This is a genomic window from Photobacterium arenosum, assembly GCF_014841115.1.
Taxonomy (GTDB): domain Bacteria; phylum Pseudomonadota; class Gammaproteobacteria; order Enterobacterales; family Vibrionaceae; genus Photobacterium; species Photobacterium arenosum.
Window position 1 is genome coordinate 91177 of sequence record NZ_JACYTP010000010.1, and the last position, 24433, is coordinate 115609.

The 24433-nt window shown below is 47.4% G+C and carries 24 protein-coding genes, 3 tRNA genes and 1 pseudogene; 21 read left to right on the forward strand and 7 right to left on the reverse strand.

The features are described from left to right. The 5 genes from IFO68_RS15300 to IFO68_RS15320 all read left to right on the forward strand — a co-directional run bounded on the left by IFO68_RS15300 (position 1) and on the right by IFO68_RS15320 (position 4855). The gene (locus tag IFO68_RS15300; protein WP_192016711.1) at positions 1 to 930 is read left to right on the forward strand and encodes a DUF3291 domain-containing protein; all 930 of its coding nucleotides are present in this window, start codon (positions 1 to 3) and stop codon (positions 928 to 930) included. A gap of 11 nt (positions 931 to 941) precedes the next feature. Next, entirely contained in the window at positions 942 to 2438 is a 1497-nt protein-coding gene (locus tag IFO68_RS15305; RefSeq protein WP_192016712.1) for a pyridoxal phosphate-dependent decarboxylase family protein, read from the forward strand. Next, the gene (locus tag IFO68_RS15310) at positions 2438 to 2755 is read left to right on the forward strand and encodes a hypothetical protein (protein WP_192016713.1); all 318 of its coding nucleotides are present in this window, start codon (positions 2438 to 2440) and stop codon (positions 2753 to 2755) included. The genes IFO68_RS15305 and IFO68_RS15310 overlap by 1 nt, the downstream gene beginning before the upstream one ends. A 58-nt stretch (positions 2756 to 2813) precedes the next feature. Beyond that, entirely contained in the window at positions 2814 to 3257 is a 444-nt protein-coding gene (locus IFO68_RS15315; protein ID WP_192016714.1) for a flavodoxin domain-containing protein, read from the forward strand. Between the two features lie 281 nt (positions 3258 to 3538). Further along, positions 3539 to 4855, forward strand: a complete 1317-nt coding sequence (locus tag IFO68_RS15320) for a carbohydrate-binding protein (protein WP_192016715.1) — start codon at positions 3539 to 3541, stop codon at positions 4853 to 4855. Between the two features lie 90 nt (positions 4856 to 4945). Here IFO68_RS15320 and rplT read toward each other — a convergent pair whose 3' ends face one another. The 4 genes from rplT to thrS all read right to left on the reverse strand — a co-directional run bounded on the left by rplT (position 4946) and on the right by thrS (position 8113). Beyond that, the gene (rplT, locus tag IFO68_RS15325; protein ID WP_027252114.1) at positions 4946 to 5299 is read right to left on the reverse strand and encodes a 50S ribosomal protein L20; all 354 of its coding nucleotides are present in this window, start codon (positions 5297 to 5299) and stop codon (positions 4946 to 4948) included. A 40-nt stretch (positions 5300 to 5339) separates the two neighbouring features. Next, positions 5340 to 5534: a 50S ribosomal protein L35 gene (rpmI, locus tag IFO68_RS15330; protein ID WP_027252113.1), complete on the reverse strand. Its 195-nt coding sequence runs from the start codon at positions 5532 to 5534 to the stop codon at positions 5340 to 5342. 95 nt (positions 5535 to 5629) lie between these two features. Then, positions 5630 to 6181 (reverse strand): translation initiation factor IF-3, encoded by a 552-nt coding sequence (infC, locus tag IFO68_RS15335; protein ID WP_192016802.1) that lies wholly within the window; start codon positions 6179 to 6181, stop codon positions 5630 to 5632. 3 nt (positions 6182 to 6184) lie between these two features. Beyond that, on the reverse strand, positions 6185 to 8113 hold the full coding sequence (gene thrS / locus IFO68_RS15340) for a threonine--tRNA ligase (RefSeq protein ID WP_192016716.1): 1929 nt from the start codon (positions 8111 to 8113) through the stop codon (positions 6185 to 6187). A 285-nt stretch (positions 8114 to 8398) separates the two neighbouring features. On the opposite strand from thrS, the gene hutC reads away from it, so the two are divergent. The 7 genes from hutC (at position 8399) to IFO68_RS15375 (ending at position 16095) form a co-directional block, all read left to right on the forward strand. Beyond that, positions 8399 to 9106 (forward strand): histidine utilization repressor, encoded by a 708-nt coding sequence (hutC, locus tag IFO68_RS15345; RefSeq protein ID WP_192016717.1) that lies wholly within the window; start codon positions 8399 to 8401, stop codon positions 9104 to 9106. A 263-nt stretch (positions 9107 to 9369) separates the two neighbouring features. Then, positions 9370 to 10599: an imidazolonepropionase gene (hutI, locus tag IFO68_RS15350; protein ID WP_192016718.1), complete on the forward strand. Its 1230-nt coding sequence runs from the start codon at positions 9370 to 9372 to the stop codon at positions 10597 to 10599. Between the two features lie 12 nt (positions 10600 to 10611). Further along, positions 10612 to 11619 carry a formimidoylglutamase gene (gene hutG / locus IFO68_RS15355; protein WP_192016719.1) on the forward strand — a complete coding sequence of 336 codons (1008 nt, stop codon included), beginning with the start codon at positions 10612 to 10614 and terminating at the stop codon, positions 11617 to 11619. A 24-nt stretch (positions 11620 to 11643) separates the two neighbouring features. Then, positions 11644 to 13329 (forward strand): urocanate hydratase, encoded by a 1686-nt coding sequence (gene hutU, locus IFO68_RS15360; protein WP_192016720.1) that lies wholly within the window; start codon positions 11644 to 11646, stop codon positions 13327 to 13329. A 516-nt stretch (positions 13330 to 13845) separates the two neighbouring features. Further along, positions 13846 to 14715 carry a fructosamine kinase family protein gene (locus IFO68_RS15365; RefSeq protein WP_192016721.1) on the forward strand — a complete coding sequence of 290 codons (870 nt, stop codon included), beginning with the start codon at positions 13846 to 13848 and terminating at the stop codon, positions 14713 to 14715. A gap of 81 nt (positions 14716 to 14796) precedes the next feature. Then, the gene (hxpB, locus tag IFO68_RS15370; protein WP_192016722.1) at positions 14797 to 15450 is read left to right on the forward strand and encodes a hexitol phosphatase HxpB; all 654 of its coding nucleotides are present in this window, start codon (positions 14797 to 14799) and stop codon (positions 15448 to 15450) included. Positions 15451 to 15891: 441 nt separating this feature from the next. Further along, positions 15892 to 16095 (forward strand): CPXCG motif-containing cysteine-rich protein, encoded by a 204-nt coding sequence (locus tag IFO68_RS15375; protein ID WP_027252104.1) that lies wholly within the window; start codon positions 15892 to 15894, stop codon positions 16093 to 16095. 60 nt (positions 16096 to 16155) lie between these two features. On the opposite strand, the pseudogene IFO68_RS21890 reads toward IFO68_RS15375, so the two are convergent. After that, positions 16156 to 16266 (reverse strand): annotated as a pseudogene (locus IFO68_RS21890) (riboflavin synthase); the annotation flags it as partial. 176 nt (positions 16267 to 16442) lie between these two features. On the opposite strand from IFO68_RS21890, the gene IFO68_RS15380 reads away from it, so the two are divergent. The 7 genes from IFO68_RS15380 (at position 16443) to IFO68_RS15410 (ending at position 20855) form a co-directional block, all read left to right on the forward strand. Then, the gene (locus IFO68_RS15380) at positions 16443 to 17165 is read left to right on the forward strand and encodes a riboflavin synthase subunit alpha (RefSeq protein WP_192016723.1); all 723 of its coding nucleotides are present in this window, start codon (positions 16443 to 16445) and stop codon (positions 17163 to 17165) included. 281 nt (positions 17166 to 17446) lie between these two features. After that, the gene (locus IFO68_RS15385) at positions 17447 to 18817 is read left to right on the forward strand and encodes an MATE family efflux transporter (RefSeq protein ID WP_192016724.1); all 1371 of its coding nucleotides are present in this window, start codon (positions 17447 to 17449) and stop codon (positions 18815 to 18817) included. Positions 18818 to 18917: 100 nt separating this feature from the next. Further along, entirely contained in the window at positions 18918 to 19988 is a 1071-nt protein-coding gene (locus IFO68_RS15390) for a DUF3080 domain-containing protein (protein WP_225445264.1), read from the forward strand. 139 nt (positions 19989 to 20127) lie between these two features. Then, positions 20128 to 20388: a DUF5062 family protein gene (locus IFO68_RS15395; protein ID WP_027252100.1), complete on the forward strand. Its 261-nt coding sequence runs from the start codon at positions 20128 to 20130 to the stop codon at positions 20386 to 20388. Positions 20389 to 20550: 162 nt separating this feature from the next. Continuing rightward, positions 20551 to 20627, forward strand: a tRNA-Val gene (locus IFO68_RS15400). Between the two features lie 28 nt (positions 20628 to 20655). Further along, a tRNA-Val gene (locus IFO68_RS15405) sits at positions 20656 to 20732 on the forward strand. Between the two features lie 46 nt (positions 20733 to 20778). After that, positions 20779 to 20855: transfer RNA gene (locus IFO68_RS15410), tRNA-Val, on the forward strand. A 53-nt stretch (positions 20856 to 20908) separates the two neighbouring features. Here the strand turns inward: IFO68_RS15410 and IFO68_RS15415 are convergent. Further along, a complete protein-coding gene (locus tag IFO68_RS15415) occupies positions 20909 to 21868 on the reverse strand; it encodes a glycoside hydrolase family protein (RefSeq protein WP_192016725.1) in 960 nt (319 codons plus the stop codon). 394 nt (positions 21869 to 22262) lie between these two features. On the opposite strand from IFO68_RS15415, the gene IFO68_RS15420 reads away from it, so the two are divergent. Next, the gene (locus tag IFO68_RS15420) at positions 22263 to 23420 is read left to right on the forward strand and encodes a glycosyltransferase (protein ID WP_192016726.1); all 1158 of its coding nucleotides are present in this window, start codon (positions 22263 to 22265) and stop codon (positions 23418 to 23420) included. 18 nt (positions 23421 to 23438) lie between these two features. Beyond that, positions 23439 to 24107, forward strand: a complete 669-nt coding sequence (locus IFO68_RS15425; protein ID WP_192016727.1) for an SDR family NAD(P)-dependent oxidoreductase — start codon at positions 23439 to 23441, stop codon at positions 24105 to 24107. 114 nt (positions 24108 to 24221) lie between these two features. Here IFO68_RS15425 and IFO68_RS15430 read toward each other — a convergent pair whose 3' ends face one another. After that, a complete protein-coding gene (locus tag IFO68_RS15430) occupies positions 24222 to 24398 on the reverse strand; it encodes a hypothetical protein (RefSeq protein WP_192016728.1) in 177 nt (58 codons plus the stop codon). Positions 24399 to 24433 lie beyond the last annotated feature (35 nt).

Genomic DNA, 24433 nt, shown 5'->3' on the forward strand with positions numbered 1-24433 from the left:
ATGAACAAAAATAAGTATCATCTTGCACAATTCAGTATTTCACTGGCTCGCTATTCTTTTTCTGATGAAAAAATGCAAGGATTTGTTTCACGGCTCACAGAAATAAATGAACTTGCAGATAAAAGCCAAGGGTTCATCTGGCGATTAAAATCAGATGATGGTAACTCTACATCTTTCCGTGGCTACTCAGACCCGAATATTTACCTTAATTTATCTGTCTGGGATTCTATAGAAAATCTGAGAGAGTTTGTATTTAAAAGTAATCATGTTGAGTTATTTCGTAAAGGTAAGACTTGGTTTCATAATCTAAACGGTCCTATTACTGCGCTGTGGTGGATTAAAGAAGGTGAAATACCAACCATTGAGGATGGCATCAGCCGTCTTGAATCGATAAAAAATTTAGGTCCAACAAGCTGGGCATTTAACTTTAAAACGAATTATTCACCCGAAGCTATAGAGAGCAATAATATCCTTACTAAATGTAAGAAAGAAGTGGATGACCTGCATGACTTTCTTCAGCAATGGTTCCAAGGGGAAATTAGCAACACATCGGAAAACAGAGAATTATTATCGAGTCGTTTTGATCAGTTCGGTGAACTTTTATCACCTGATGGCCTTATTGAGCCGTTTCACTGCCTTGAAAACAGGTTTAATAGCGCACATGGGAAATTTCTTAATGCCAAAATTTGGATTACTGGTTTCACGCCAGTGTTATTGAATAATAAAGACATACTCGTTAAATATACTGAATGGCGTCAAATTGATGGCGAAACCAATGTGAGATTCACGACAGCTTTGCTTTCTGAGAAAAACAAAGCACCCAATGGAATAGTATGGAAGCATATTCATGAAACCTGGTCTGATGTGAATAATCTTAAATCTCCAGCTCCCTACGCAACACCAGAATCTCCATCACTTGAGGAGGCTTAAGAGTATTTTTTATGAAACAAGAAAATCAGCTTCACGGTTCATCTTTGAATTTGGCACCGGAGCAAATTAAGAAAATTTGCGCCGAAATTGTTGATTACCTATCTAATAAAGAAAACCCACGCTACACACAAAAGGTCCGTCCAAAATTAACCGATCGACAGTACAGTGATCTGTCCGCTTTGGAACGCATGCCCTATCATGGAAGCGAAGCTGTCAGCACCTTTGAAAAATATATTCAATTATTAACCACACAGGCTGTATCCACCTCACATCCCGGTTTCTTAGCGTATATCATGGGTGCAGCTAGTGATGTTTCTGTTTTGGCTGATTTCCTTGCTGCTGCAATCAGCGCACCGCAAACAAGTGCTTCTACGTCTCACCTGACAACCATGATTGAAGCTCAAACAATCAAGTGGATGTGCCAATTACTCGGTTATCCCGAGACAGGGAGCGGACTTTTTGTCAGTGGCGGCTCCGTAGCTAATTTAATCGCGCTGCAAGCTGCAATAAAAAAGAAAAGAACTCAAAATATTGTAGATTTAAATCAATATCGCGTCTACGTCAGCAAGTATTCACATAGCAGTATTTCTTCTGCTGTCAGTATTTCAGGGTTATTACCAGATCAATGTATTCAGTATATCGAAACAACTCAGGAACATACTCTCTCCATCAGTGATTTAAAAACAAAAATTAAACATGACCAAGAGTATGGATACATACCACTTATGGTTATTGGTATTGCTGGATGTACTTCACTTGGCGTCATTGACCCATTGCTTGTTTTATCTGATATCTGCATGAAAGAAGATATTTGGTTTCATATTGATGCAGCTTACGGTGGGTTTGCTGTACTATCTCAAGAATATAGTGAGGCACTCAAAGGTATGCAGTTTAGTGATTCACTCACGATTGATCCGCATAAATGGATGTATGCAGCCGCAGATGTTGGATGCATTTTAGTCAAAGACCCAAACATTTTGTTCAACACATTTAATCAATCAGGTGCCTATTATTCATCCGATGATTTGACCTTCTCCAACCATCTCCAGTTTCGTGATTTAGGAATACAGACAACTCGCAGTTTTAGAGCACTCAAAGTTAAATTGAGTTTGGAGATCGCTGGCCGAATTGGTTATCAACAGATGATTGAAAAAGATATCCACCTTGCGAAGTATGCCTATAAACTTGCACTTGATCATCCGAATCTAGAAGCATATAGCTGTCATTTAAGTATTGTAACACTACGATTTAACCCTAACCTTGCGACAGATGAAAACTTTATATCAGAAACTAATCTGAATAAAATCAATCAGGAAATAATCGATGACTTACATCAGCTCGGGGATTTTTTTCCCTCCCACACATGGGTGAATAATAAATATTTAATTCGTCTCTGTATTGTTAACCTCAATACAACTGAAGAAACAATTCATGGTTTGCTAGAAGCAATAGATGAAGTTGGAAAATCGAAAACTTGCAATTATTTAACCCACATGAGTACCCAATAATGACCGTTCAATTCGTTTCATTACTTAATGTTCGTTTTAATGACAAGGAAAAGTTTGAAATACATGTCGGCTGGTTAAGTCGAAAAATTGCATCTGGTTTAGGCTGGGAGCTAGCCATTTGTGGATGGCAATCCCCATCACCATTTCCAAATGACAGCCAAGTCGTGCATGTATGGAAAACAAATTCATCATCTGAACAAGAGGCACGAACATCATTAAACAACTTAATCGCAAGTCTTGACCAGGAAAAAGTCAACTTAGCACTCAGCGTAATGCATGATCCTAAATTCATATTCACTAAAGAAAAAACTTATTAAAATTCAATTGAATAAATAATTAACCAATTAACTTATAGAAACATAGAAAGGTTCATTCATGAAAAGAATTCTTATTATCGTCGGTTCTGTTTATGGCAGTACGATGCAAGTGGCGAATTATATTTCCAGAAAGTTAGACAAGTATGGTTATGTGTCAGAAGTCACTGAAAGTTCTTCTTTGGAAAATGTTAAAAAATCAAATCTATTACTCATTATGACTGCAACAACCGGTCAGGGAGATATTCCTCAAAATATAACTCCTTTTGTTGATGAGATAAAAGAAAGTCAAGAAGATCTAAATGACATCAACTATGCCATCATCTCATTTGGTGACAGTGGCTATGGACCGACATTCTGCAATTCAGGCAGAATTATCCAGAGCATATTGGAAAATCGCAATGGTAATTGTGTCATTCCACCATTTGAAATTGATACTGTTGAGTATTTAGACCCAGAAGAGCCTATCAACATCTGGTGCGAAAACTATATTGATAAATTATAAGCGCCAATTCGCCAGGCTGACTCCGTTCAGTCTGGTATTTACACAATTAAACCCCTCTTACACCCTCGGCTATCATCACAATCGTTCTCTCAACAATGGCTGATACAGCTCCCTCTGTAATTTTAACTCTGTCACTCATGCTAATGAAAAAGTAAAAATTATCATCACTAGATGCAATAAACATTCAGATTTCATAATAATTCACTCTCATATCATGATAAATACCGACTTACTCTGTCATGCTATTGATTCATATTAAATATTTACTCTTAGGAATCGCCATGAAAAAGGACGTACGCTTTCTCTTCCCTTTACCTTTTTTAATCGCAAGTTCATTCGCTTGGTCCAACATCACGTCATATCCGCCACAACAAGCCAGTCCAATTGAAGCAAAGAACACGCCTATGTTCATCTCGTTGGGCTTCGACGACAATATAGAAGCAGATGGTTTACGCTGGATTTCGAAAGCACTGAGCAGTCATACGAATCCTCAGGGTCTCGACTCATTTGCAGGTTCACCATTAATGTCGAGCTTCTTCATGCACTGCCAGCCTGCCCGACAGCAACCTGAGATCATCGATCTATGGCGGAAACTGAACACTGACGGTCATGACATCGCCAACCACACAGAAACCCATCCGGACGATAAGATAAACTACAACCCTTTTGAATCCTGGATGACGGCTGAGCAGTGGCAGCAGGAAGTCGCACTTTGTAATGAGTTTCTGACGCAACCTGTCGAACAAGGCGGTGTCGGTGCCCCGGCGGTTGCCGGATTTCGGGCGCCCTTTTTAACATTCAACGACAACACGCTGGATGCCCTGACCACAAATGCCATCCAGTATGATGTCAGCTTCCCGGCGGGTATTACCACAGAAGAAAATGGCACCAACAACTACTGGCCACATACGCTCGATCAAGGTAGTCCGTCGCAATCAGTTGCACAGCAAGGCGGTTGGAAGCCGGCCGTGAAAAATATGCCAGGGCTCTGGGAAGTTCCGTTGCAAGCGCTGATAGTTCCAACAGATGAAGAGGCCGCAGAGTACGGACTCACCTATTCGCTCAACGACAAAATTGCCAGCCGTGTCCCTTACTATGACCCGTCAGCACGCAAGGCCGACAACTTCGACTGGAACCTCTATACCACGCCGGCCTGGGGCGGTTACGGACTGAACGCTGCCGATGTACTCACCTTGTACAAATACAATCTCGACCTGCATTTATCCGGCAATCGTGCGCCACTGGTATTGGGTTTACACTCTGCTTTTTACGGCAAATTAAATGGTGAAGAACATTTCGGGATGCCTGAAACCAGCGTCGCTGACAGGCAGGCAGTGCTGAAGCAATTCATTGAATACGCGTTGTCGAAACAGCAGGTACGTTTTGTTTCGCATCGTCAGCTTGTCGAGTGGATGCAAAACCCTTTACCAGTTCTGACTTGTGAGCAGGCTATCTGGTCAGCACACACAACATACCGGTCAGGTGATATCGTTCAATTCAATGGGAAGTACTGGAAAGCAAAATGGTGGACCGTTCAAGAGATTCCCGGCAACACAGCAGACGGTCCGTGGCAAGCACAAACTGGCTGTCACGGTTAACTGACTCAAGTGATCCTGAGAAGGCTTGTTTATATTTAAATGAAAAAAGGAGAGCCTAGGCTCTCCTTATTTCATCAAACTGAACTGAAATTACAGTGCAGCTTTCGCTTTTTCAACCAGAACGGTGAAAGTCGCTTTGTCGAAAACAGCGATATCAGCCAGGATCTTACGATCGATTTCGATAGATGCTTTCTTCAGACCATTGATGAAGGTGCTGTAGGTCATGTCGTTTTGACGTGCCGCAGCATTGATACGTGCAATCCACAGTTGACGGAAAGTACGTTTCTTGTTGCGACGGTCACGGTAAGCGTATTGACCGGCTTTAGTAACTGCTTGGAAAGCTACACGATATACACGTGAACGTGCACCGTAGTAACCTTTAGCTTGTTTAAGAACTTTTTTGTGACGTGCACGCGCTTGTACACCACGTTTTACGCGAGGCATAGGAAACTCCTAACTAAATAAATACGATAACTAAAAACGATTAAGCGAACGGAAGCATACGTGCTACTGCTGCTACTTCACATGCAGGAAGCAGAGAGTTTGGACGTAGCTGACGCTTGTTCTTAGTAGTACGCTTAGTCAGAATGTGACGCTTGGTCGCACGCTTGTACTTAAAACCACCAGCAGTTTTCTTGAAACGCTTAGCAGCACCTTTGTTGGATTTCATCTTAGGCATGATGAGACTCCGCATTGTTGATAGTTAATAACATAGTAATCAGGCGAACAAAAAGCGCTGCACTGAGCAGCGCTTTTGCTACTTGAAGGCCTGAATTACTTCTTCTTAGGGGCAAGCATCATGGTCATTTGGCGACCTTCGACACGGCTAGGGAAGCTCTCGACGACAGCGATGTCGACCAGTTCATCCTTAATACGGTTCAGAAGATCGATACCCAGACCTTGGTGGGCCATTTCACGACCGCGGAAACGCAGTGTGACTTTACCCTTGTTGCCCTCTTCTAAAAAGCGAATCAGGTTGCGCAGTTTTACCTGATAGTCGCCTTCATCTGTACCAGGACGGAATTTAACTTCCTTAACCTGGATTTGTTTTTGCTTTTTCTTTTGCTCTTTAGCAGCCTTGCTCTTTTCGAACAGGTACTTGCCATAGTCCATCACTCGACAGACTGGTGGCTCGGCATTAGGGCTGATTTCAACCAGATCGACACCAGCTTCATTCGCTGCACTAATTGCTTCTTCAATAGAAACAACACCGATAGACTCACCATCGATACCAGTTAAACGAACTTCGCGTACGCCACGGATTTCGCCATTGATACGGTGTGCGTTTTGCTTAACTGGTGCTTGAGTTCTTTTTCCGCCTTTAATACCTTATTCCTCCAAAACATTGAGCTTGCGACTGCTAATCTCTTGTTGCATGTACGCAACAAAGTCATCAATCTTAAATTTACCCAAATCGTTACCCTTGCGAGTACGGACCGCAACCTCACCTGCTTCGACTTCTTTGTCACCGCAGACAAGCATATACGGAACTCGCTTTAAAGTATGTTCGCGGATTTTAAAGCCAATTTTCTCATTTCTCAAGTCCGCGTTGACTCGGATTCCACTTTTTTGCAGTTTTTCTACAACTTCGCGAACATATTCTGACTGGCTGTCAGTAATATTCATGACAACTGCTTGTTGTGGCGCCAACCAGGTCGGGAAATAACCCGCGTATTCTTCGATGAGGATACCGATGAAACGTTCGAGGGAGCCAAGAATGGCGCGGTGAATCATAACTGGCGTGTGACGCTCATTATCTTCACCGACATAAGTCGCACCCAGACGCTCAGGCAGAGCAAAGTCTAGCTGAACTGTACCGCACTGCCAAGCACGATCTAAACAATCATGCAAAGTAAATTCAATTTTAGGGCCGTAGAACGCTCCCTCACCTTCCTGAATATCATAAGGAATGTTCATTGATTCCAGTGCGATTTTCAGGTCAGACTCGGCTTTATCCCACATTTCATCGGAACCCACACGCTTCTCAGGGCGTGTCGACAACTTCACCACAATATTGTTGAAGCCGAAGGTTTCATAGGTGTCGTAAACCATCTTAATACAAGAAGTGACTTCTTCCTGCACTTGGTTTTCCGTACAGAAAATGTGCGCATCATCCTGAGTAAAACCACGAACACGCATCAGACCATGCAGTGCGCCTGACGGTTCGTTTCGATGACAACTGCCGAACTCGGCCATACGTAATGGCAAATCACGGTATGATTTCAGACCCTGATTAAAGATCTGAACATGCCCCGGACAGTTCATAGGCTTAATCGCATACTCACGCTTTTCAGATTCAGTCGTGAACATGTTTTCTGCGTACTTGTCCCAGTGACCAGAGCGTTCCCACAGAACGCGGTCCATCATCAGCGGACCTTTCACTTCCTGGTAATCATACTCAGTCAGCTTGTCACGGACGAAAACTTCCAGCTCACGGAACACAGTCCAGCCGTTGTGATGCCAGAACACCATACCCGGCGCTTCTTGCTGCATATGATACAGATCAAGCTGCTTACCCAGTTTACGGTGGTCACGCTTCGCCGCTTCTTCCAGACGCGTCAGGTGCGCTTTCAGTGCTTTCTTATCATGGAAGGCTGTGCCGTAAATACGCTGCAACATCTTGTTATCGCTGTTACCACGCCAGTAAGCGCCAGCCACATTCAGCAGTTTGAAATGCTGGCAGAAGCCCATGTTCGGCACGTGCGGGCCACGGCACATGTCGATGTATTCTTCGTGATGGTACAAACCCGGACGATCATCGCGAGAGACATTCTCATCCAGGATTTCCATTTTGTACGGTTCGCCGCGAGACTCAAAGGTATCACGTGCTTCCTGCCAGCTGACTTTCTTCTTGATAACGTCGTACTTGGTTTTCGCCAGCTCGACCATGCGCTTTTCAATCTTTTCCAGATCGTCAGCCGTCAATGGTTGCTCCAGATCGACGTCATAATAGAAACCGGAATCAATCGTCGGACCGATCGCCATTTTCACATCCGGGTACAATTGCTTGATCGCATGACCCAAAAGGTGAGCACAAGAGTGACGAACGATCTCCAGACCGTCTTCATCTTTTGCGGTGATGATTTCCAGTTTTGCGTCGTTTTCAATCACATCACAGGCATCAACGCGAACACCGTCAACACGACCGGCAATACAGGCTTTCGCCAGGCCAGGGCCGATAGACAGCGCCACATCGAGAGTTGAAACCGGGTTATCAAACTGACGCTGACTGCCGTCAGGAAGAGTAATTACAGGCATTCATTGATCCTTTGTTCAGTGGTGCCACATACCAAGTAGCACATGCAATTTCGTATTTTACCGCCTGCCAAGGTGCAGTACGGTGATGAGATAGTGTCTGTTTCGGTGTGAATTTTGGTACAAATCAAAATTGCTGACCCCAGACAGAAGGCGAATTGTAATGGATTGACTCACAAAACTAAAGTTAGAAAAGCCAGTTACCTGTGAGCCACTTGCAAAATAAGGGAAAAGTTGCTTTCATTTGTATAGGCAATTTATAGTCATTAATGACGCAGAGACAACACCATGGCAAGCGCACCGCGTTATCAGCAAATCAAAGAGTATCTCGACCAGAAAATCCAGAGCCGTGAATGGCCACCCGGATATAAGATCCCCACCGAAATTGAGCTGTCAGAGCAGTTTGAAGTCAGTCGGATGACGGCCAATAAAGCTATCAAAGAACTGGTTAATGAAGGATTTCTGGAACGCACACCCCGTTTAGGCACTTTTGTCTGCAATAAAAAAGCCGAGTCTCCTTTGATGGAAATTCGGAACATTGCAACGGAAGTCACGAGCCGGGGCCATCAGTACTCCAGTAAAGTGATTACACAGCAACAGGTCAAAGCCCGTGATGAAATTGCATTACGCTTAGGCGTACGGCATGACACAACTGTGTATTTCACTCAAATCGTCCATTACGAAAATAAAGTGCCGATTCAACTGGAAGAACGCTGGGTGAATCCTCACTTTGCCCCCGATTATATCCAGCAGGATTTCACGACTCAGACACCCAATGAGTATCTGATGCAGACATGCCCGCTCAGTGATATTGAGCATACTGTCGAAGCCATTCTGCCTCCTTCACATATCAGCGAGTTACTTGAAATGGAGATCGAGTCGCCATGCTTATTGCTCAATCGCCGTACCTGGAGTAACACCAATCTCATCAGTACAGCTTTGCTGTACCACCCCGGCGATAAATACAAACTCAGCTCCAGAACCCGCGTCATTTAACCCTGGTTCGTCTTCAGGCACTTTAAGCCTCGTTGTTTTTTTAGCTATCATATTGATTAGCAAGCCTGATCACTCAGTGGTCAGGCTTTTGTATACTGCATCGTCCACGTCTGGTACTTCCCTCTCCCGCTGCTAAATACGCTACTGTTAATAGAATCCTTCAACATTGATCACATTTTAATTACATCGCATCTTGAGTTTTATCCGAATTCGGACTTTAATTTGTATATACATATTAGGCAACCAGAGAGAAACTGCTCGCTATGGAACGTATTCTGACCAATCTCAAACTCGTCACCATGGAACCGGAACGCGGTTATCAGATCATCGATAACGCCATGGTGATTATCCGTCAGGGTAAGATCAGCTACGCCGGTCCGCAGCAGGCAAACTGGCAGGACACAGTCGACAGCCAGGCAGACATTGTGGATTGCAAGCAGGCTATGGTCACGCCGGGTCTGATCGACTGCCATACTCATCTGGTGTTTGCGGGCAATCGTGCTAACGAATTTGAACAGCGTCTGAACGGTGTGCCTTACGAAGATATCGCCAAGGCCGGTGGCGGCATTTTGTCGACAGTCAGAGCCACACGCGCAGCCACCGAAGATGAATTGTTTGCATTAGCTTCAGAGCGTCTGGCAGGCCTAAAGCGTGACGGTGTCACGACTGTCGAAATAAAATCCGGCTATGGCCTGACTACCGAAGATGAGCTGAAAATGCTGCGGGTTGCCCGCCGTATTGGCGAGCAGGCCGATATCAAAGTTTCTACCACACTGCTGGCCGCACACGCATTGCCTCCTGAATATGCCGGACGCAGCGACGATTACATCACCCTGGTATGTGACGAAATTATCCCTGCAGCTGCAAAAGAGAACCTTGCAGATTCAGTAGACGTTTTCTGCGAAGGCATCGGTTTTTCAACCGCACAAAGTGCACGGGTTTTTGCCGCGGCCAAAGCCCATGGCCTGATGATTAAAGGCCATACAGAGCAGCTTTCAAATTTAGGCGGCAGTGCACTGGCAGCCCGTATGGGTGCAACATCTGTCGACCATATTGAATACCTGGACGAAGCCGGTGTTGAAGCACTGGCCGCCCACAACACAGTCGCTACCCTGTTGCCAGGCGCTTTCTATTTCCTGCGTGAAACCCAGCAGCCACCGATCGCTCAGCTGCGTGAAAAAGGTGTGCCGATGGCAATTTCCACCGACTTTAACCCCGGCACCTCGCCGATTGCCTCGCTGCGTACCATGATGAACATGGCTTGCACCTTCTTCCGCCTGACACCGGAAGAATGCCTGAGAGGTGTTACCGCGCATGCCGCACAGGCGCTGGGCCTGAGTGAGCAATGTGGTCAGATTCGCACAGGTATGGCCGCGGATCTGGCACTGTGGAACCTCGACTCGCCAGCAGAGCTGTCCTATCGCATGGGTGTGCCGGATTTAATCGCCCGGGTTGTGGATGGCAACCTCTTTTATCAATCCAAGAATCAGTAAACAGGAGGCTGTATGCCTATTGATATGAATGTCTGGCAAGGACGCAGTGATCCTGAAGACGGTAACAAAGGCTTGCGCTGGCACCAGAAAGTGCAACCAGCCGACAATGCCAATGAAAGCGGCATCATGCTGCTCGGCTTCGCCTGTGATGAAGGGGTCTCGCGCAACAAAGGCCGCACCGGCGCTTATGATGCTCCGGTCGCGATTCGCCGCGCACTGGCCAATCTGGCCTGGCACCACGAAGAACCCGTTTATGACGGCGGCAACATCAGCTGCGACGACAGCAACCTGGAACTGGCGCAATACCGACTGGCAGAAGATGTAAGCCGCGCCCTGCGTCAGCGCCACAAAGTGATCGTCTTTGGCGGCGGGCATGAAGTGGCCTGGGGATCGTTTCAGGGCATAGGCAATTACCTGGTGCAAAAGCAGCATGTTGCCGGCAATGAGAATGAAGCACAGCAACCGCCGCGTGTCGGCATCATCAACTTTGATGCTCACTTCGACCTGCGTAATCCGCCGGGTGGCAAGCAGTCGGAGAAAGGCAGCTCAGGCACCCCGTTCCATCAGGCTGCCCGTTTCTGCGAAATGCATAACTGGCCATTCAAATATGCCTGCCTGGGACTGGCGCGTACCAGTAACACCCAGGCGCTGTATGAAAAAGCCGACCGTTTAGGGGTGCTTTACAAAGATGACCATGAACTGGTTCATCACAAGATGGAACCGACACTGACAGAGCTGCAGCGATTTATTGATCAGTGTGATTACCTCTATCTGACCATTGATCTGGACGTTTTCCCGGCCTCCGTGGCACCGGGGGTCAGTGCCCCGGCTGCGCGCGGTGTGCCATTAGACATCGTTGAAATGCTGCTGGAACCGATTTTAAAAGCCAGAACGCCGAAAGGAGAATCGAAGATCCTGGTCGCGGATCTGGCTGAGTACAACCCACGTTTTGACATTGATAATCAAACTGCACGGTTAGCTGCACGGCTTGCCTGGACAATCGCCCGCGCTATTCGTTAACCGGAGAGCGGCAAGGAGAGCAAAATGACGCAACAACAGAATCCACGTCTGGACACGACACGCACCATAGAAGCACCGACTGGCACCAAACTGAATGCCAAGTCATGGCTGACAGAAGCACCGCTGCGTATGCTGATGAATAACCTGCACCCTGATGTGGCTGAACACCCTCACTCTCTGGTGGTCTATGGTGGTATTGGCCGTGCAGCCCGGAACTGGGAATGTTATGACAAGATTGTTGAAGTTCTGAAGCGTCTGGAAGATGACGAAACCCTGCTGGTGCAGTCCGGTAAACCTGTCGGAGTGTTCAAAACGCACAGCAACGCGCCTCGCGTACTGATTGCCAACTCCAATATCGTGCCTCACTGGGCGAACTGGGAGCACTTCAACGAGCTGGATAAAAAAGGCCTGATGATGTACGGCCAGATGACCGCGGGCAGCTGGATCTATATCGGCTCGCAAGGCATCGTTCAGGGCACCTACGAAACCTTTGTTGCGATGGCGCGCAAGCATTTCAATGGCGATGCCTCCGGTCGCTGGGTATTGACCGGCGGCCTGGGCGGCATGGGCGGTGCTCAGCCTCTGGCGGCCACCATGGCTGGTTTCTCTATGATCGCCGTTGAGTGTGATGAATCACGTATCGATTACCGTCTGCGTACCGGTTATGTGGACTGTAAAGCCACCACGCTGGACGAAGCACTGGCTATCATTGAAGAGTCCAAACAAACCGGCAAGCCGGTTTCTGTTGGCCTGCTGGGTAACGCGGCTGATGTCTTCCCTGAGCTGGTGAAGCGCGGCATCGTACCAGACTGCACCACTGACCAGACATCAGCCCACGATCCGCTGAATGGCTACCTGCCTCAGGGCTGGAGCATGGAACATGCGGCAGAAATGCGTCTGCAAGACGAAGCCGCGGTGGTCAAAGCAGCAAAAGCATCAATGGCAATTCAGGTACAGGCGATGCTGGATCTGCAAAAAGCAGGTTCTGCAACCGTCGATTACGGCAACAACATTCGCCAGATGGCGCTGGAAGAAGGCGTTGAAAACGCATTCGACTTCCCGGGATTCGTGCCGGCTTATATTCGCCCGCTGTTCTGTGAAGGCGTGGGTCCGTTCCGCTGGGCTGCCCTGTCCGGCGATCCGGAAGACATCTACAAAACCGATCAGAAGGTCAAAGAGCTGATCCCGGATAACCCGCATCTGCACAACTGGCTGGACATGGCACGCGAGCGTATTCAGTTCCAGGGGCTGCCGGCACGTATCTGCTGGGTGGGCCTGAAAGACCGTGCGCGACTGGGTCTTGCATTCAACCAAATGGTGCGTAACGGCGAACTGAAAGCGCCTGTTGTGATTGGCCGTGACCACCTGGATTCAGGCTCTGTCTCCAGCCCTAACCGCGAAACGGAAGGCATGATGGACGGTTCAGACACTGTGTCCGACTGGCCACTGCTCAATGCCCTGCTGAACACGGCATCCGGTGCGACCTGGGTTTCTCTGCACCACGGTGGTGGCGTAGGTATGGGCTTCTCTCAGCATTCAGGCATGGTGATCGTGTGTGACGGTACCGATGAAGCCGAAGAGCGCATCCGCCGCGTACTGCGTAACGACCCGGGCACTGGTGTGATGCGTCACGCTGATGCCGGCTACGACATTGCGATCAACTGTGCCAAAGAACAGGGCCTTGATCTGCCAATGATCACTGACAAATAATTCGAGCCGGAACAATGACTATGTTTCAACTAGAAATCCTACCGGACAAAATGCGTTTGCCGCTGCTGCTTGAAGCAAGCTATAACGATCTGAAGCCAGAATCACTACTGCCAAGTCTCTGATTCAAAGCCATCAAATTCAGCGAAACAACCAAGCCGGGTTCTCTCCCGGCTTTTTTTATCTGATTCTGTTATTAAAAACTGCTTTGATATGAATTTTGCTGCCCTGCACTTTTCAATTGACTGTTTTTGTTATTTAAGTCAGCTAATCGGCAAACATATAGTCTATGCTGTGATGAGGTAAAGCGCGGGGCGACTGACAAAAAATCACTATAATAACGTCAGTCAGGGATAGCGGTGAGCATGGCTCGTTCAGGTTCACAGAACCAGAATCTACTTGCACCCACAAAATTGCCCCAACAGATTTGGCGTCACTGTCTTTATATAATCCAGCCCAGGCGCTGTATTATTGTTTATTATGATTTGTACCCAAACTGGTTTGTGCCCGGAGGATGCTATGTGGCAAGCGATTTCCCATCAGCTATCAGACGTACTTGATCAACCCTTTACCATCCGTGAGCGAAATACACTCCCTGGGGGGGACGTCAACGAATGCTATTGCATCAGCGATGGCGATCAAAGGTACTTCATCAAGCTTAATGAGAAAGAGCAGCTTCCCGTTTTTGAAGCAGAAGCGGAAAATCTGCGCGTCCTGCAGGAAACAAACTCAGTATCAGTGCCTACAAGCCGGCATATGGGCATAAGCCGGGATAAAGCCTTCCTCGTCCTCGATTTCATGCCCATGAAAAGTCTGGACACCGAATCGGCCCACACACTTGGCCAGCAACTGGCGCACCTTCATAAATGGGGCGAACAGCCTGAATACGGCTTCGACATAGACAATTTCATTGGTCTGACTCCTCAGCCCAATCAGTGGCGACGAAAATGGTGTCGCTTTTTCGCAGAACAGCGGATTGCCTGGCAATTGCAAATCTGTGAGGAGAAAGGCATCGATTTTGGCAGTATTGATGTCATCACAGGCAATGTGATTGACATCTTGTCAGCACATCAGCCAAAACCTTCCTTGCTGCATGGCGATTTATGGCATGGAAATACAGCACTCAGTGTCGATGGCCCGGTCATTTATGACCCCGCCTGCTACTGGGGTGACAGGGAATGCGACATTGCTATGACAGAGCTGTTCGGCGGATTTCCCGACAGTTTCTACAATGGCTATCAGTCTGTATTTCCGCTGGATGACGGCTACAAACAACGTCGCGACCTGTACAACCTTTACCACCTGCTGAACCACTGCAATCTCTTTGGTGGCGAATATCTGGATCAGGCTGAACGCTGTATTCGCAGGCTTAATCTGAGTAGCAATTAAAGGATAATCCAGGCTACCGTCTGCAGAGTTGAAGTGATAAAGTTCACATTCTTTATCCTTTCAGCTCAAGACAGGAACAGTATGTTAAAAGCCGCAATCTTTGATATGGATGGCCTTCTGGTCGACTCAGAACCTTTCTGGCAACGTGCTCAGGTCGAGGTATTCTCTTCACTGGGTGTCACGATTTCACAGCAGGAAACGCTGGAAACCATGGGGTTGCGAATCGATCACATTGTTGATCTCTGGTTCGAGCGCCAGCCATGGCAAGGCCCGACTTGCCAGGACGTCAACACCCTTATCACCAAACGTGTGGAAGAACTGGTTCAAGAGCACAAACCTATGCTGCCTGGTGTGCGCGAAGCCATACAGACGTGCCAGGATATGGGCATAACCATTGCTCTGGCCTCGTCTTCTCCTATGAGCCTGATTCATGCCACCCTAGATGCCCTGTCACTGACAGATCATTTCAGTGCCTTGTTCTCTGCCGAGCACCTTCGTTTTGGTAAGCCTCACCCGGAAGTGTACCTGAATGCCGCCGATGAACTGGGTGTTGAACCTCACCACTGTGTGGCCTTTGAAGATTCACTTAACGGCTTGCTGGCTGTCAAAGCTGCCCGCATGAAAAGTATCGTAGTGCCAGAGCAGCAACACCGTTCCGATCTGCGTTGGTCGATCGCAGACAGAAAACTTAACTCGCTGCTCGAAGTAAACAAAGAATTAATAGCCAGCCTTTAATCAGCTTGAAGAATGATTGGTCTGTTTGTCGCAAATCACAAATAGGCTGATCATTCTATTTCACAAAACATTCATCCATTCTGACATCAAAAGCGTCACTATAGACCCATTTTCTGTCAATCAGCTTCACATTACCCTTAGCTTGTCTACTTTGTTCTTATCAACTTTCTAAGCGACAAAGCCCCCTCAGTTAAAACTTCTCAGCAATTCAAAGTTTGCAGTTAATTCACGGCAAAAACTAATCCGTATCGCTAGGATTAACTTAACGGTTAGCAAACCTATACCCATCGTTTTTGGTGCGATTGTCCGGTAAGAAACAACGTCTGATTTCCAACCCGTCAATGGCTTCAAAGGCGAAAGAGTCAAGACTCTCCAGTATGGACACTGGCAGCGGTATGAATGTGCCAATTAGTATCAGGTACATAATGTAAGGAGCAGAAAATGAAGAACTATAGTGAACAGAGTGTGACTTGTCCGCATTGTGGCCACCATATCCGAATTACCCTGGACAGCAGTGCCGGCAGTCAGGAATTTTACGATGATTGCCCCGCGTGTTGCCATGCGATCCACTTGAACATGCAGGTGGATGAATTACACAAAACCATTCACCTGTTTGTAGACGCTGACGACGAGCAGATTTTTTAACGTTCGAATCCACACGCCCCTCTGATGAGAGGGCGTGTGGATTGATGCAAATGATTTCCTTTAGCCTCTCGCTACCATCACCCTTTCCACCGTATCCACCACAGCCTGCGTCTGAGGATCAATCTCTATATTGATCACATCGCCTTTTTGGCGCGCTGACAGGTTTGTCTTGTTACACCGCTGTTCAGACCCGCTTCTTTGGCTTTCTGATTATTGGTGAGATGAAATGAAAAGGAATTTAGCTGTAGTTATTGCGACCGATGACAGCTCACTCTATCAATTACATTACAACTGGTTCAAAATACTGATTACTACGCTGCCACATTGGTACAACAGGAGAGCCAACAATGTTCACGGGTATAATTCAGTCTGTCGCGCTTATTTCATCCATAAGTGACCACAAGGGTATCAGAACGTTTAACATTGAGTTTGAATCTGGTTTCTGCGAAAACCTGGAAATTGGTGCTAGCGTTGCGGTTGATGGTGTTTGCTTAACAGTCACTGAGATCGTAACTTCGACACAAGTTAAGTTTGACGTGATGCTGAAGAGCCTTGAGATAACCACTCTTAGTGAATACAAACAAAACCAAAGAGTTAATGTAGAGCGTGCAGCGAAAGATGGCGCAGAAATCGGTGGACATCCGCTATCAGGACACATTGATTTCAAAACGTCAGTTCTTGACGTGCAACAAATCGATGATAACTATCGAGTACGTATTTCAACACCACAAAACTGGGCCAAATACATCTTCCCTAAAGGCTATATTGCTTTGAATGGAGCCAGTTTGACTGTTTCTGACGTGAATAAAAGCGAGGGCTGGTTCGATGTTTGGCTAATCCCTGAAACTCGCAGAATGACGACATTTGAAGGAAAGCAGAGCGGTTCAAATATCAATGTCGAAATTGAACGTGGTACTCAAGTGGTTGTTGATACTGTGCGCGATGCCATTGACGAAAAAATGGGGGCTTTAATGCCGCTCTTTGAGAAGTTTTTAACCTCAAACAACGCGGATATCGATTCTATCGGCCAAGCAGCACAAAAAGCACTCTCAAAGTCTGAAAACAACTGAAGTTTTGTCTTATGTTGTTGATTTACAATTATCCACTTCCCCTTTAGTGAGAGAATGCAAAACTTCAGTTTAAGCTGACTCAGCATAGGGGAAGTGGACATAGCCAGTCCTGCAGTCCCGCCGCATTGTGATAACCTCAAACAGTGCGGCAACACAAAAAAAGCAGAGAAGTGCTGAATTGTGATACAGATTGAATAAATCATTGTCAGTATCAGTGAAGCCGATATAATCCACTGTGAAGATTATTCCAATAATAGATTACCTGCCCTCTGGAGCATTTCGTGCATCTTTATCGTCTAGAAACTAAGCGACTGTTAAAACTCGCTATTCCTGTTTTGATCGCCTCTGTCGCACAGACGGCAATGAGTTTTATTGATACTGTGATGGCTGGCGGTGTCAGTGCCACCGATATGGCCGCTGTCTCGGTCGCCTCCAGTGTCTGGATGCCTGCCATTCTGTTTGGCATTGGTGTGCTATTTGCTATGGTGCCCATTGTGGCCCAGCTCAACGGTTCTGGCCAGAAAGACAAAATTCCGTTTCAGGTTCAACAAAGCTTTGTATTGTCTTTACTCTTGTCAGTCCCAATCATACTGGTGCTCTATAATGCGGGCATTTTAATTGATTACATGGCCGTCGAACCTGTACTGGCAGAGAAAACCATTGGTTACTTACACGCCGTTCTTTATGCTGTTCCGGCCCTGCTGCTGTTTCAGGCATTGCGCAGCTTTTCTGAAGGCCTGTCGCTGACCGTTCCCGGTATGGTGATTGGTTTCATCGGCTTGTTAGCCAACATTCCGCTTAACTGGATCTTTGTTTACGGTAAATTCGGCGCTCCGGCGCTTGGCGGAATCGGCTGCGGTGTTGCCACTGCCATTGTGTACTGGCTGATGTACTTCTCGATGCTGGTTTATGTACTGATGAACCGAAAACTTAGCCGCGTTGGGCTATTCCACACCTGGTATCGCCCAGAGTTGAAAGCTATTGTGCGTCAGTTCAAGCTTGGTTTTCCGATTGCAGCCGCATTATTTTTTGAAGTTTCAATCTTTGCGGCAATTGCACTGCTGATCGCGCCTCTGGGTTCGATTGTTGTCGCCGCCCACCAGATTGCCATCAACTTCTCTTCGCTGGTCTTCATGTTACCTATGAGTTTAGGTGCTGCAGTCAGCATCCGTGTCGGACACCAATTAGGTGAGCAAAACTTTGATGGTGCGAAAATTTCCAGCCACTGCGGTATCTGGGTTGGCGTGGCTATTTCGGTTGCGACGGCTGTTTTGACGATCATTTTCCGCGAACAGATAGGCTTGTTATATACCGACAACACCGACGTTATTATGCTGGCAACTCAGCTCTTGTTCCTTGCGGCCGTTTACCAGTGCAGTGATGCCGTTCAAGTGGTTGCTGCAGGGGCACTACGTGGTTACAAAGATATGCGTGCCATTTTTATCCGCACCTTTATCGCCTATTGGGTTTTTGGTCTGCCAATCGGGTATGTACTCGGTATGACAAACCTGTTCGCCGCACCAATGGGGCCACACGGCTTCTGGATTGGTACGATTGTTGGCTTAACCGCTGCGGCATTAATGCTGACAGTGCGGCTGCTTTGGCTGCAACGTCAAGACCATGATTTCCAACTGGCAATGTCGGTACAATAACCGGACTCCACCCTTCCTAAGGCAGCAAGCGCTGCCTTTTCTTTATCTGAAAACTCAATCTGTTAGCTTATACTGTTATAAAAATCCCAGAATAACGATCATGCGCCGACGCTTTCTTTTAAATCCGCTTAACATAAACAAGCTGCTGATTCAGCTCGCATTGCTCAGCCTGCTCATTATACTGGCCGGTTGTGACCGTCAGTCCTCAGATAACCAGTTTGCGGACTATGCTGATCGTCTGGCCTCTGTGCTGGATGTGAGTTCCCCGAAAGAGCCGGATACCCGGCTCCCGCCACTACCCGACGTCAGTGATTTGCTGCATCGAACTGAAGATGTCCGAATGGGACTGATTGATGCCTATGAACTCAGAAAATGCGGCTTGTTTCATCTCATCGCAGAGCGCAACTCTGTACTGGGAAAAGTGCAGGACAGAACCCGTCAGCTACGCTACGAACTGCTGTTATTAGACGGTATCGGCCACTGTATCGCGACTTTGCCCGAAGACAATGATCTCAAAGTGCAGTTGATAGAAGTTCAGACCACGAAAAAAGATGACCTGCCTAAATACCTGTGGAACATGCTGCTCACTGGTGAAGAATGGCAAAAACAATTCAAGCCGGCACACTTCGCTTTTTCGCTGAACACAATTCCAGATGCCACCGCTACCCTGCAGGCGATAAGTGGTTTAGCGCACATTGCCAGCCAGATTTCGGCCCAGCATAGCGTATCGGCCCAGTCCGCTGAACGCCTGATCAGCTACGAAGAGAACATCCACAGATCACGTTTTCTTGGTCAACTTTTTTACTCTATGGCCCGTGCCACTGACTGGCTGAACACCACAACCTCCCTGCTGAGCCAAAACGACGCCACAGTCGTGTGCGGCCCTAACCGAAACCAGCAGAAAGCCAACTTTCTGGAGAACGTTTTCTATAAATTTTTCATTACGGATATTCAGCCATACCTTGCCTCGCTTGATGCCCGCTACCAGGATATTCAGCCGGATCTGCAAACCTTGTTTGCTATCCCCAACCGCCCTGCTGCGCTCGCCGATTATCACAGCTTCTATATTGACGGTGACATACACCGCCAATTTCGTGACGCTACTCTCAACCACGTCTCATACTGGCAGACCTTGTTCAAGCGTTGTGGGATAAACGTCGGACAGCCATAGGGTAGCTGGTCTTTGCCGTTCATTTTCATCGCCTTGCCGAAACACCGTTAACTGCCTTACAGATGAATGACCATGAGCTCAAAAAATCAACGCCACTACTATGCTTTACATACAGGCCACAATCAGGGAACGAGATCGAATGAAAAAAATCAAAAACGAACAAAAACTGATTAAGAAAGCCATGGAAATAGGCATCGCCTTTGCCAAAAAGCAGGGTTACGAAGACTTCGACAAAGGCATTTCAGATAAAGAAAAAGTGGAATGTATCTACCGGTTACTGGTTGATGTTAAGCAAATCACCCCGCTTTCTCCCGATCAGGAAGACGGCCCCAATATGAAGCATAAACTGGCTATCTGGATCTCCCGTTTACTGCCGCCGGATCATGAGCTTTTGCAATAATTTTTACTCTGAAAACAACCACTCAGTGCCTGATTCAGCGTCAGGCAGTACAAGTAACAATCAAACAGTCACGAAAAATAAAAAAAGCCAACTCAAACACTTGCGCCAGTGGGTGTGAATCGCTAATATTCACCCCGTTCTCAAGCAGGACGATTTAGTGATACGACCGTAGCTCAGCTGGTTAGAGCACCACCTTGACATGGTGGGGGTCGGTGGTTCGAGTCCACTCGGTCGTACCAAATCCTGCATTAGAATAACTTAAAATTTGCGTCTGTAGCTCAGCTGGTTAGAGTATCGCCTTGACATGGCGGGGGTCGGTGGTTCGAGTCCACTCAGACGCACCAAATTTTTTCAATATGCCAAAGCGTGTTGAAGCAAAAACTGAATAAAGCGTCTGTAGCTCAGCTGGTTAGAGTATCGCCTTGACATGGCGGGGGTCGGTGGTTCGAGTCCACTCAGACGCACCATACAGAGAAGCCCGTTCGAAAGAACGGGCTTTTTGTTTGCCTGCAGATTAGTTTTACGCGTTATTCCAGTTCACTGTAAAAGTGAAATCCCACAGATCATTTGAAGGTAATATGCCGGGATAGGCAGCATAAAACGTATTGTTCAATGCTGATAAGGCAGGGCCGCACTGAGATCCCGCTCCATTGGCTTCTGTAAAATCAATCTGATTGGTACTCCAGGATGTGCCATTAAAAGCACAACCATATAGCTGTGCGGTGTGGGCACCGTGGTAGAGCGCGAATAAAGTATCACTGGTTGCCGCCAGCGACACACCGTCATAGCCTTCTGCCCCGTTTGCATCTTCCAGGTTGGTTTGCGGCCCCCACTCTAGCCCGTCAGAAGAAGAGCACACGTAAATGGCCGAACCATTAATTGCCGTTCCGCCCGCCCCTTCCCAGCCTAAAAACAGTTTCCCGTTGAAAGGCGCTAACGATGGGCCGGCTGTTGTTGTGGTTGCCGCGCCATTCTGGTCGCTGACATTCACCTGTGAATCCCAGTCGGTACCGTTTGCCGATGAACAAACATAAAGGCTATTCGATAAATCCTCTCCCCGGTATGCCAAATAAAGCCGACCGTTAAATGCGGCAAGTGCTGGCTGGGAATCGGTTTCAGCATCATTCTGTGAGGTGATTTTTGTTTGATCACCAAAATTGACGCCATCTGCACTTGAGCAGATATAAATGCTATCGGAACCTGAGCCCTGATAGGCCAGATACAGTCTGCCATTGAATGCCGCCAGCGCAGGGCTATTCTGGGTTTTCGCGCCATTATCGTCGGTAATATCCGTTTGCTGAGACCAGCTAACCCCGTCGGCAGTGGAGCATATATACAGGCTTTTAGAGCTCCCCCAGCCACGATAAGCCATGTATACCCTGCCGTTGAATGCCGCCAGAGCGACTTGACTGCTGGACTCAGCATCATTCTTAAGCGTGATTTCTGTTTGATTCGATGTGTTTACACTAATGGTAGCCATGCGTATTTTTCTCCTGAACTGAGATAATTGTGGCAGAGCGATGCCACTGCCTGTCCTTGTTCCATAACGCTTATTCCATAGCCCTTGATCCATACATTGTCCAAACAGCTTTAACCACTAAGCAGACACCCTGAGCCTGGAAAAACTCTTTCCAGCTTAGACCAGAAAAACACACCAGCAGGACAAGAAATGCAGACATGTGGTTAATGTCATCCTTCATTGATAAATTGCACATTGATTTCAATCTCAGTTGCCATTCCCAACTTGGTTTGCAGAATGCGAATTTCACCCTTTTCGCAGCCTGCCCCAGACACTAACAGACGCCTCCAGCCGCATTATTACTGGTATAACTCTTGCTTCATCCTATACAGGCAGGTGTTGTAAGGCGGTCGCTATGAATGCTGTTATTCAGGTTGTAAAGCACTTAACACCGGGAATGGTGGGCATTACTGCAGTGAACATTCAGCAATTCTCTGCCTTGCGGCAAAGACGCTTTATCGTCTGTCTGGAAGGGACGATGAGTGAATCACTTGAAAGGTGGCCTTACCTGAAAAATGTCATCGATAAACTGATCTTCCTTGATGCAGAATCTGAAACGGCTGCAAACGTTATCCGCACTCTGGTAAAACTGTTTCGTGCATACAACGCAGGTGTTGTGCATACCCATCAAAGCACTGCTTTATATCAAGCAGGTATTGCAGCCAGGCTGGCCGGCGTCAAAACCTTAATACACAGCGAGTACGACAACTGGCTGGAAGAAGAACCTAAACACCCGCGCTTGCTGAAAATGGCTCTGAGTTGTATGCAACCTGTGGTGGTTACCAGCGGCGGCAGAATGAATGACAGGTTACAAACATCTCTTAGCGGCCGGGATATCACCACGATTCCGCACGGTGTTGATACTCAGCGATTCCAGCCTGGCAATCAGGGCCTAGCCCGGCTCAGGCTGGGCTTACCCACAGGGGCGAAAATCATAGGCACAGCAGGCAGACTGATCCCGGAAAAGCGGCATCATTTATTGATACATGCCCTGAGTCATTTACCGGAGAATGTGCATCTGACCCTGGCAGGGGAAGGTGGTCTGGCGCGATCGCTGCATATGCTGGCAATAAAGCTATCGCTGAGCCACCGTGTTCATTTCATGGGCCATGTCGAAAACATGTCGGAATTTTATCAGGCGCTGGATCTGTTCTGTATTACCTCTGAAGAGGAGGACTATTCTGTTTCTCCCCTTGAAGCACAATCCTGTGGAATACCTGCGGCACTGACCGATATGGGAGCCTGCAGCGATGTCCTTTGTCCGTTAAATGGTATCCCGCTCAATACTGACGATGAACGGACGCTTATTTACCAAATCCATACTGCGCTGCTTAAGAAACCAAGCATCAGCCCTCGCCGCTATATTTTGCAACACCACGATGTTCGCACCATGGCCGAGGCTTACGATGCGCTGTGTTATCAGGAAAACCCACCTTATATTGATAACCATCAGCATGCTACCAACCCTGCCCGTCAACCAAAATATCGCTATACTTTGCCGAATAAACCCTGATAAAAGCAGAGGATAACAATGATTCTGATCACAGGAGCCAGCAGTGGACTGGGTGCAGCTCTGGCTGCCTCTTATGCTGCCGATGGCCACACGCTGACACTGACAGGCCGAAACGACGAGCGCTTACATAACATCGCCCGTCAATGTCAGCCTGCCAATATCTGCACCCTTACTGCCGATCTTTCAGATGCCAGCTCGGTGTCATCTCTGTTCGATAAACTGCCATCAGCACCTGAGACCATTATTTTCTGTGCGGGCAGTGGCTATTTCGGCTCGCTGGAGAAACAAGAGCCCGACGCCATAGCGCAGTTGATCAGCAATAACCTGCTGTCTGCAACCTATTTCCTGCGGGAAGCGATTAAACGCTACCGTAATACTCCCCTGACCTGCGCTATTGTTATGTCGACAGCGGCTCTGGTGGCGAAAGCCGGCGAGTCAACCTATTGCGCTGCCAAATGGGGCGTAAAGGGACTGGTGGAATCAGCCCGGCTGGAACTGGCAGGCAAACCAATGAAACTGGTTGGGGTGTACCCTGGCGGCATGGCAACCGAATTCTGGGCCAGCAGTGGTAAAGAGATGGATATCAGCAGTTTCATGACACCTGAAGAAACCGCCGCCATGTTAAAAAAAGCGCTGCAACATGCTGAACACGGTTATATTTCTGATATTACTATCAATCGTTATTGATCCAACCAGCACTCTTTATCCGCACTCTCTTTCGCAGGCTGACCAGACTGGCGGCTTGCGATAGAATCCGGCCGCTTTTTCCGGCATGTAAGTAAACGGTTACACCCGCGTTGTTTAAAAGGCTGAAATATTGAATAAGGTCTCAACCGCCCGCTGCACTGAAGCGACCAGTTCCGAGTTGACATAATCCACCAGCAACAGCCAAACACAGCCGGCGGGAATCGCCTTTGAATCAACGCTGTTTGACAGCTCGACTATAATAAGCTCGTAATCGGCACTATGGATCGGCATTGGTTTTCCGGACGTTATGTTCTAAGAATTAACAA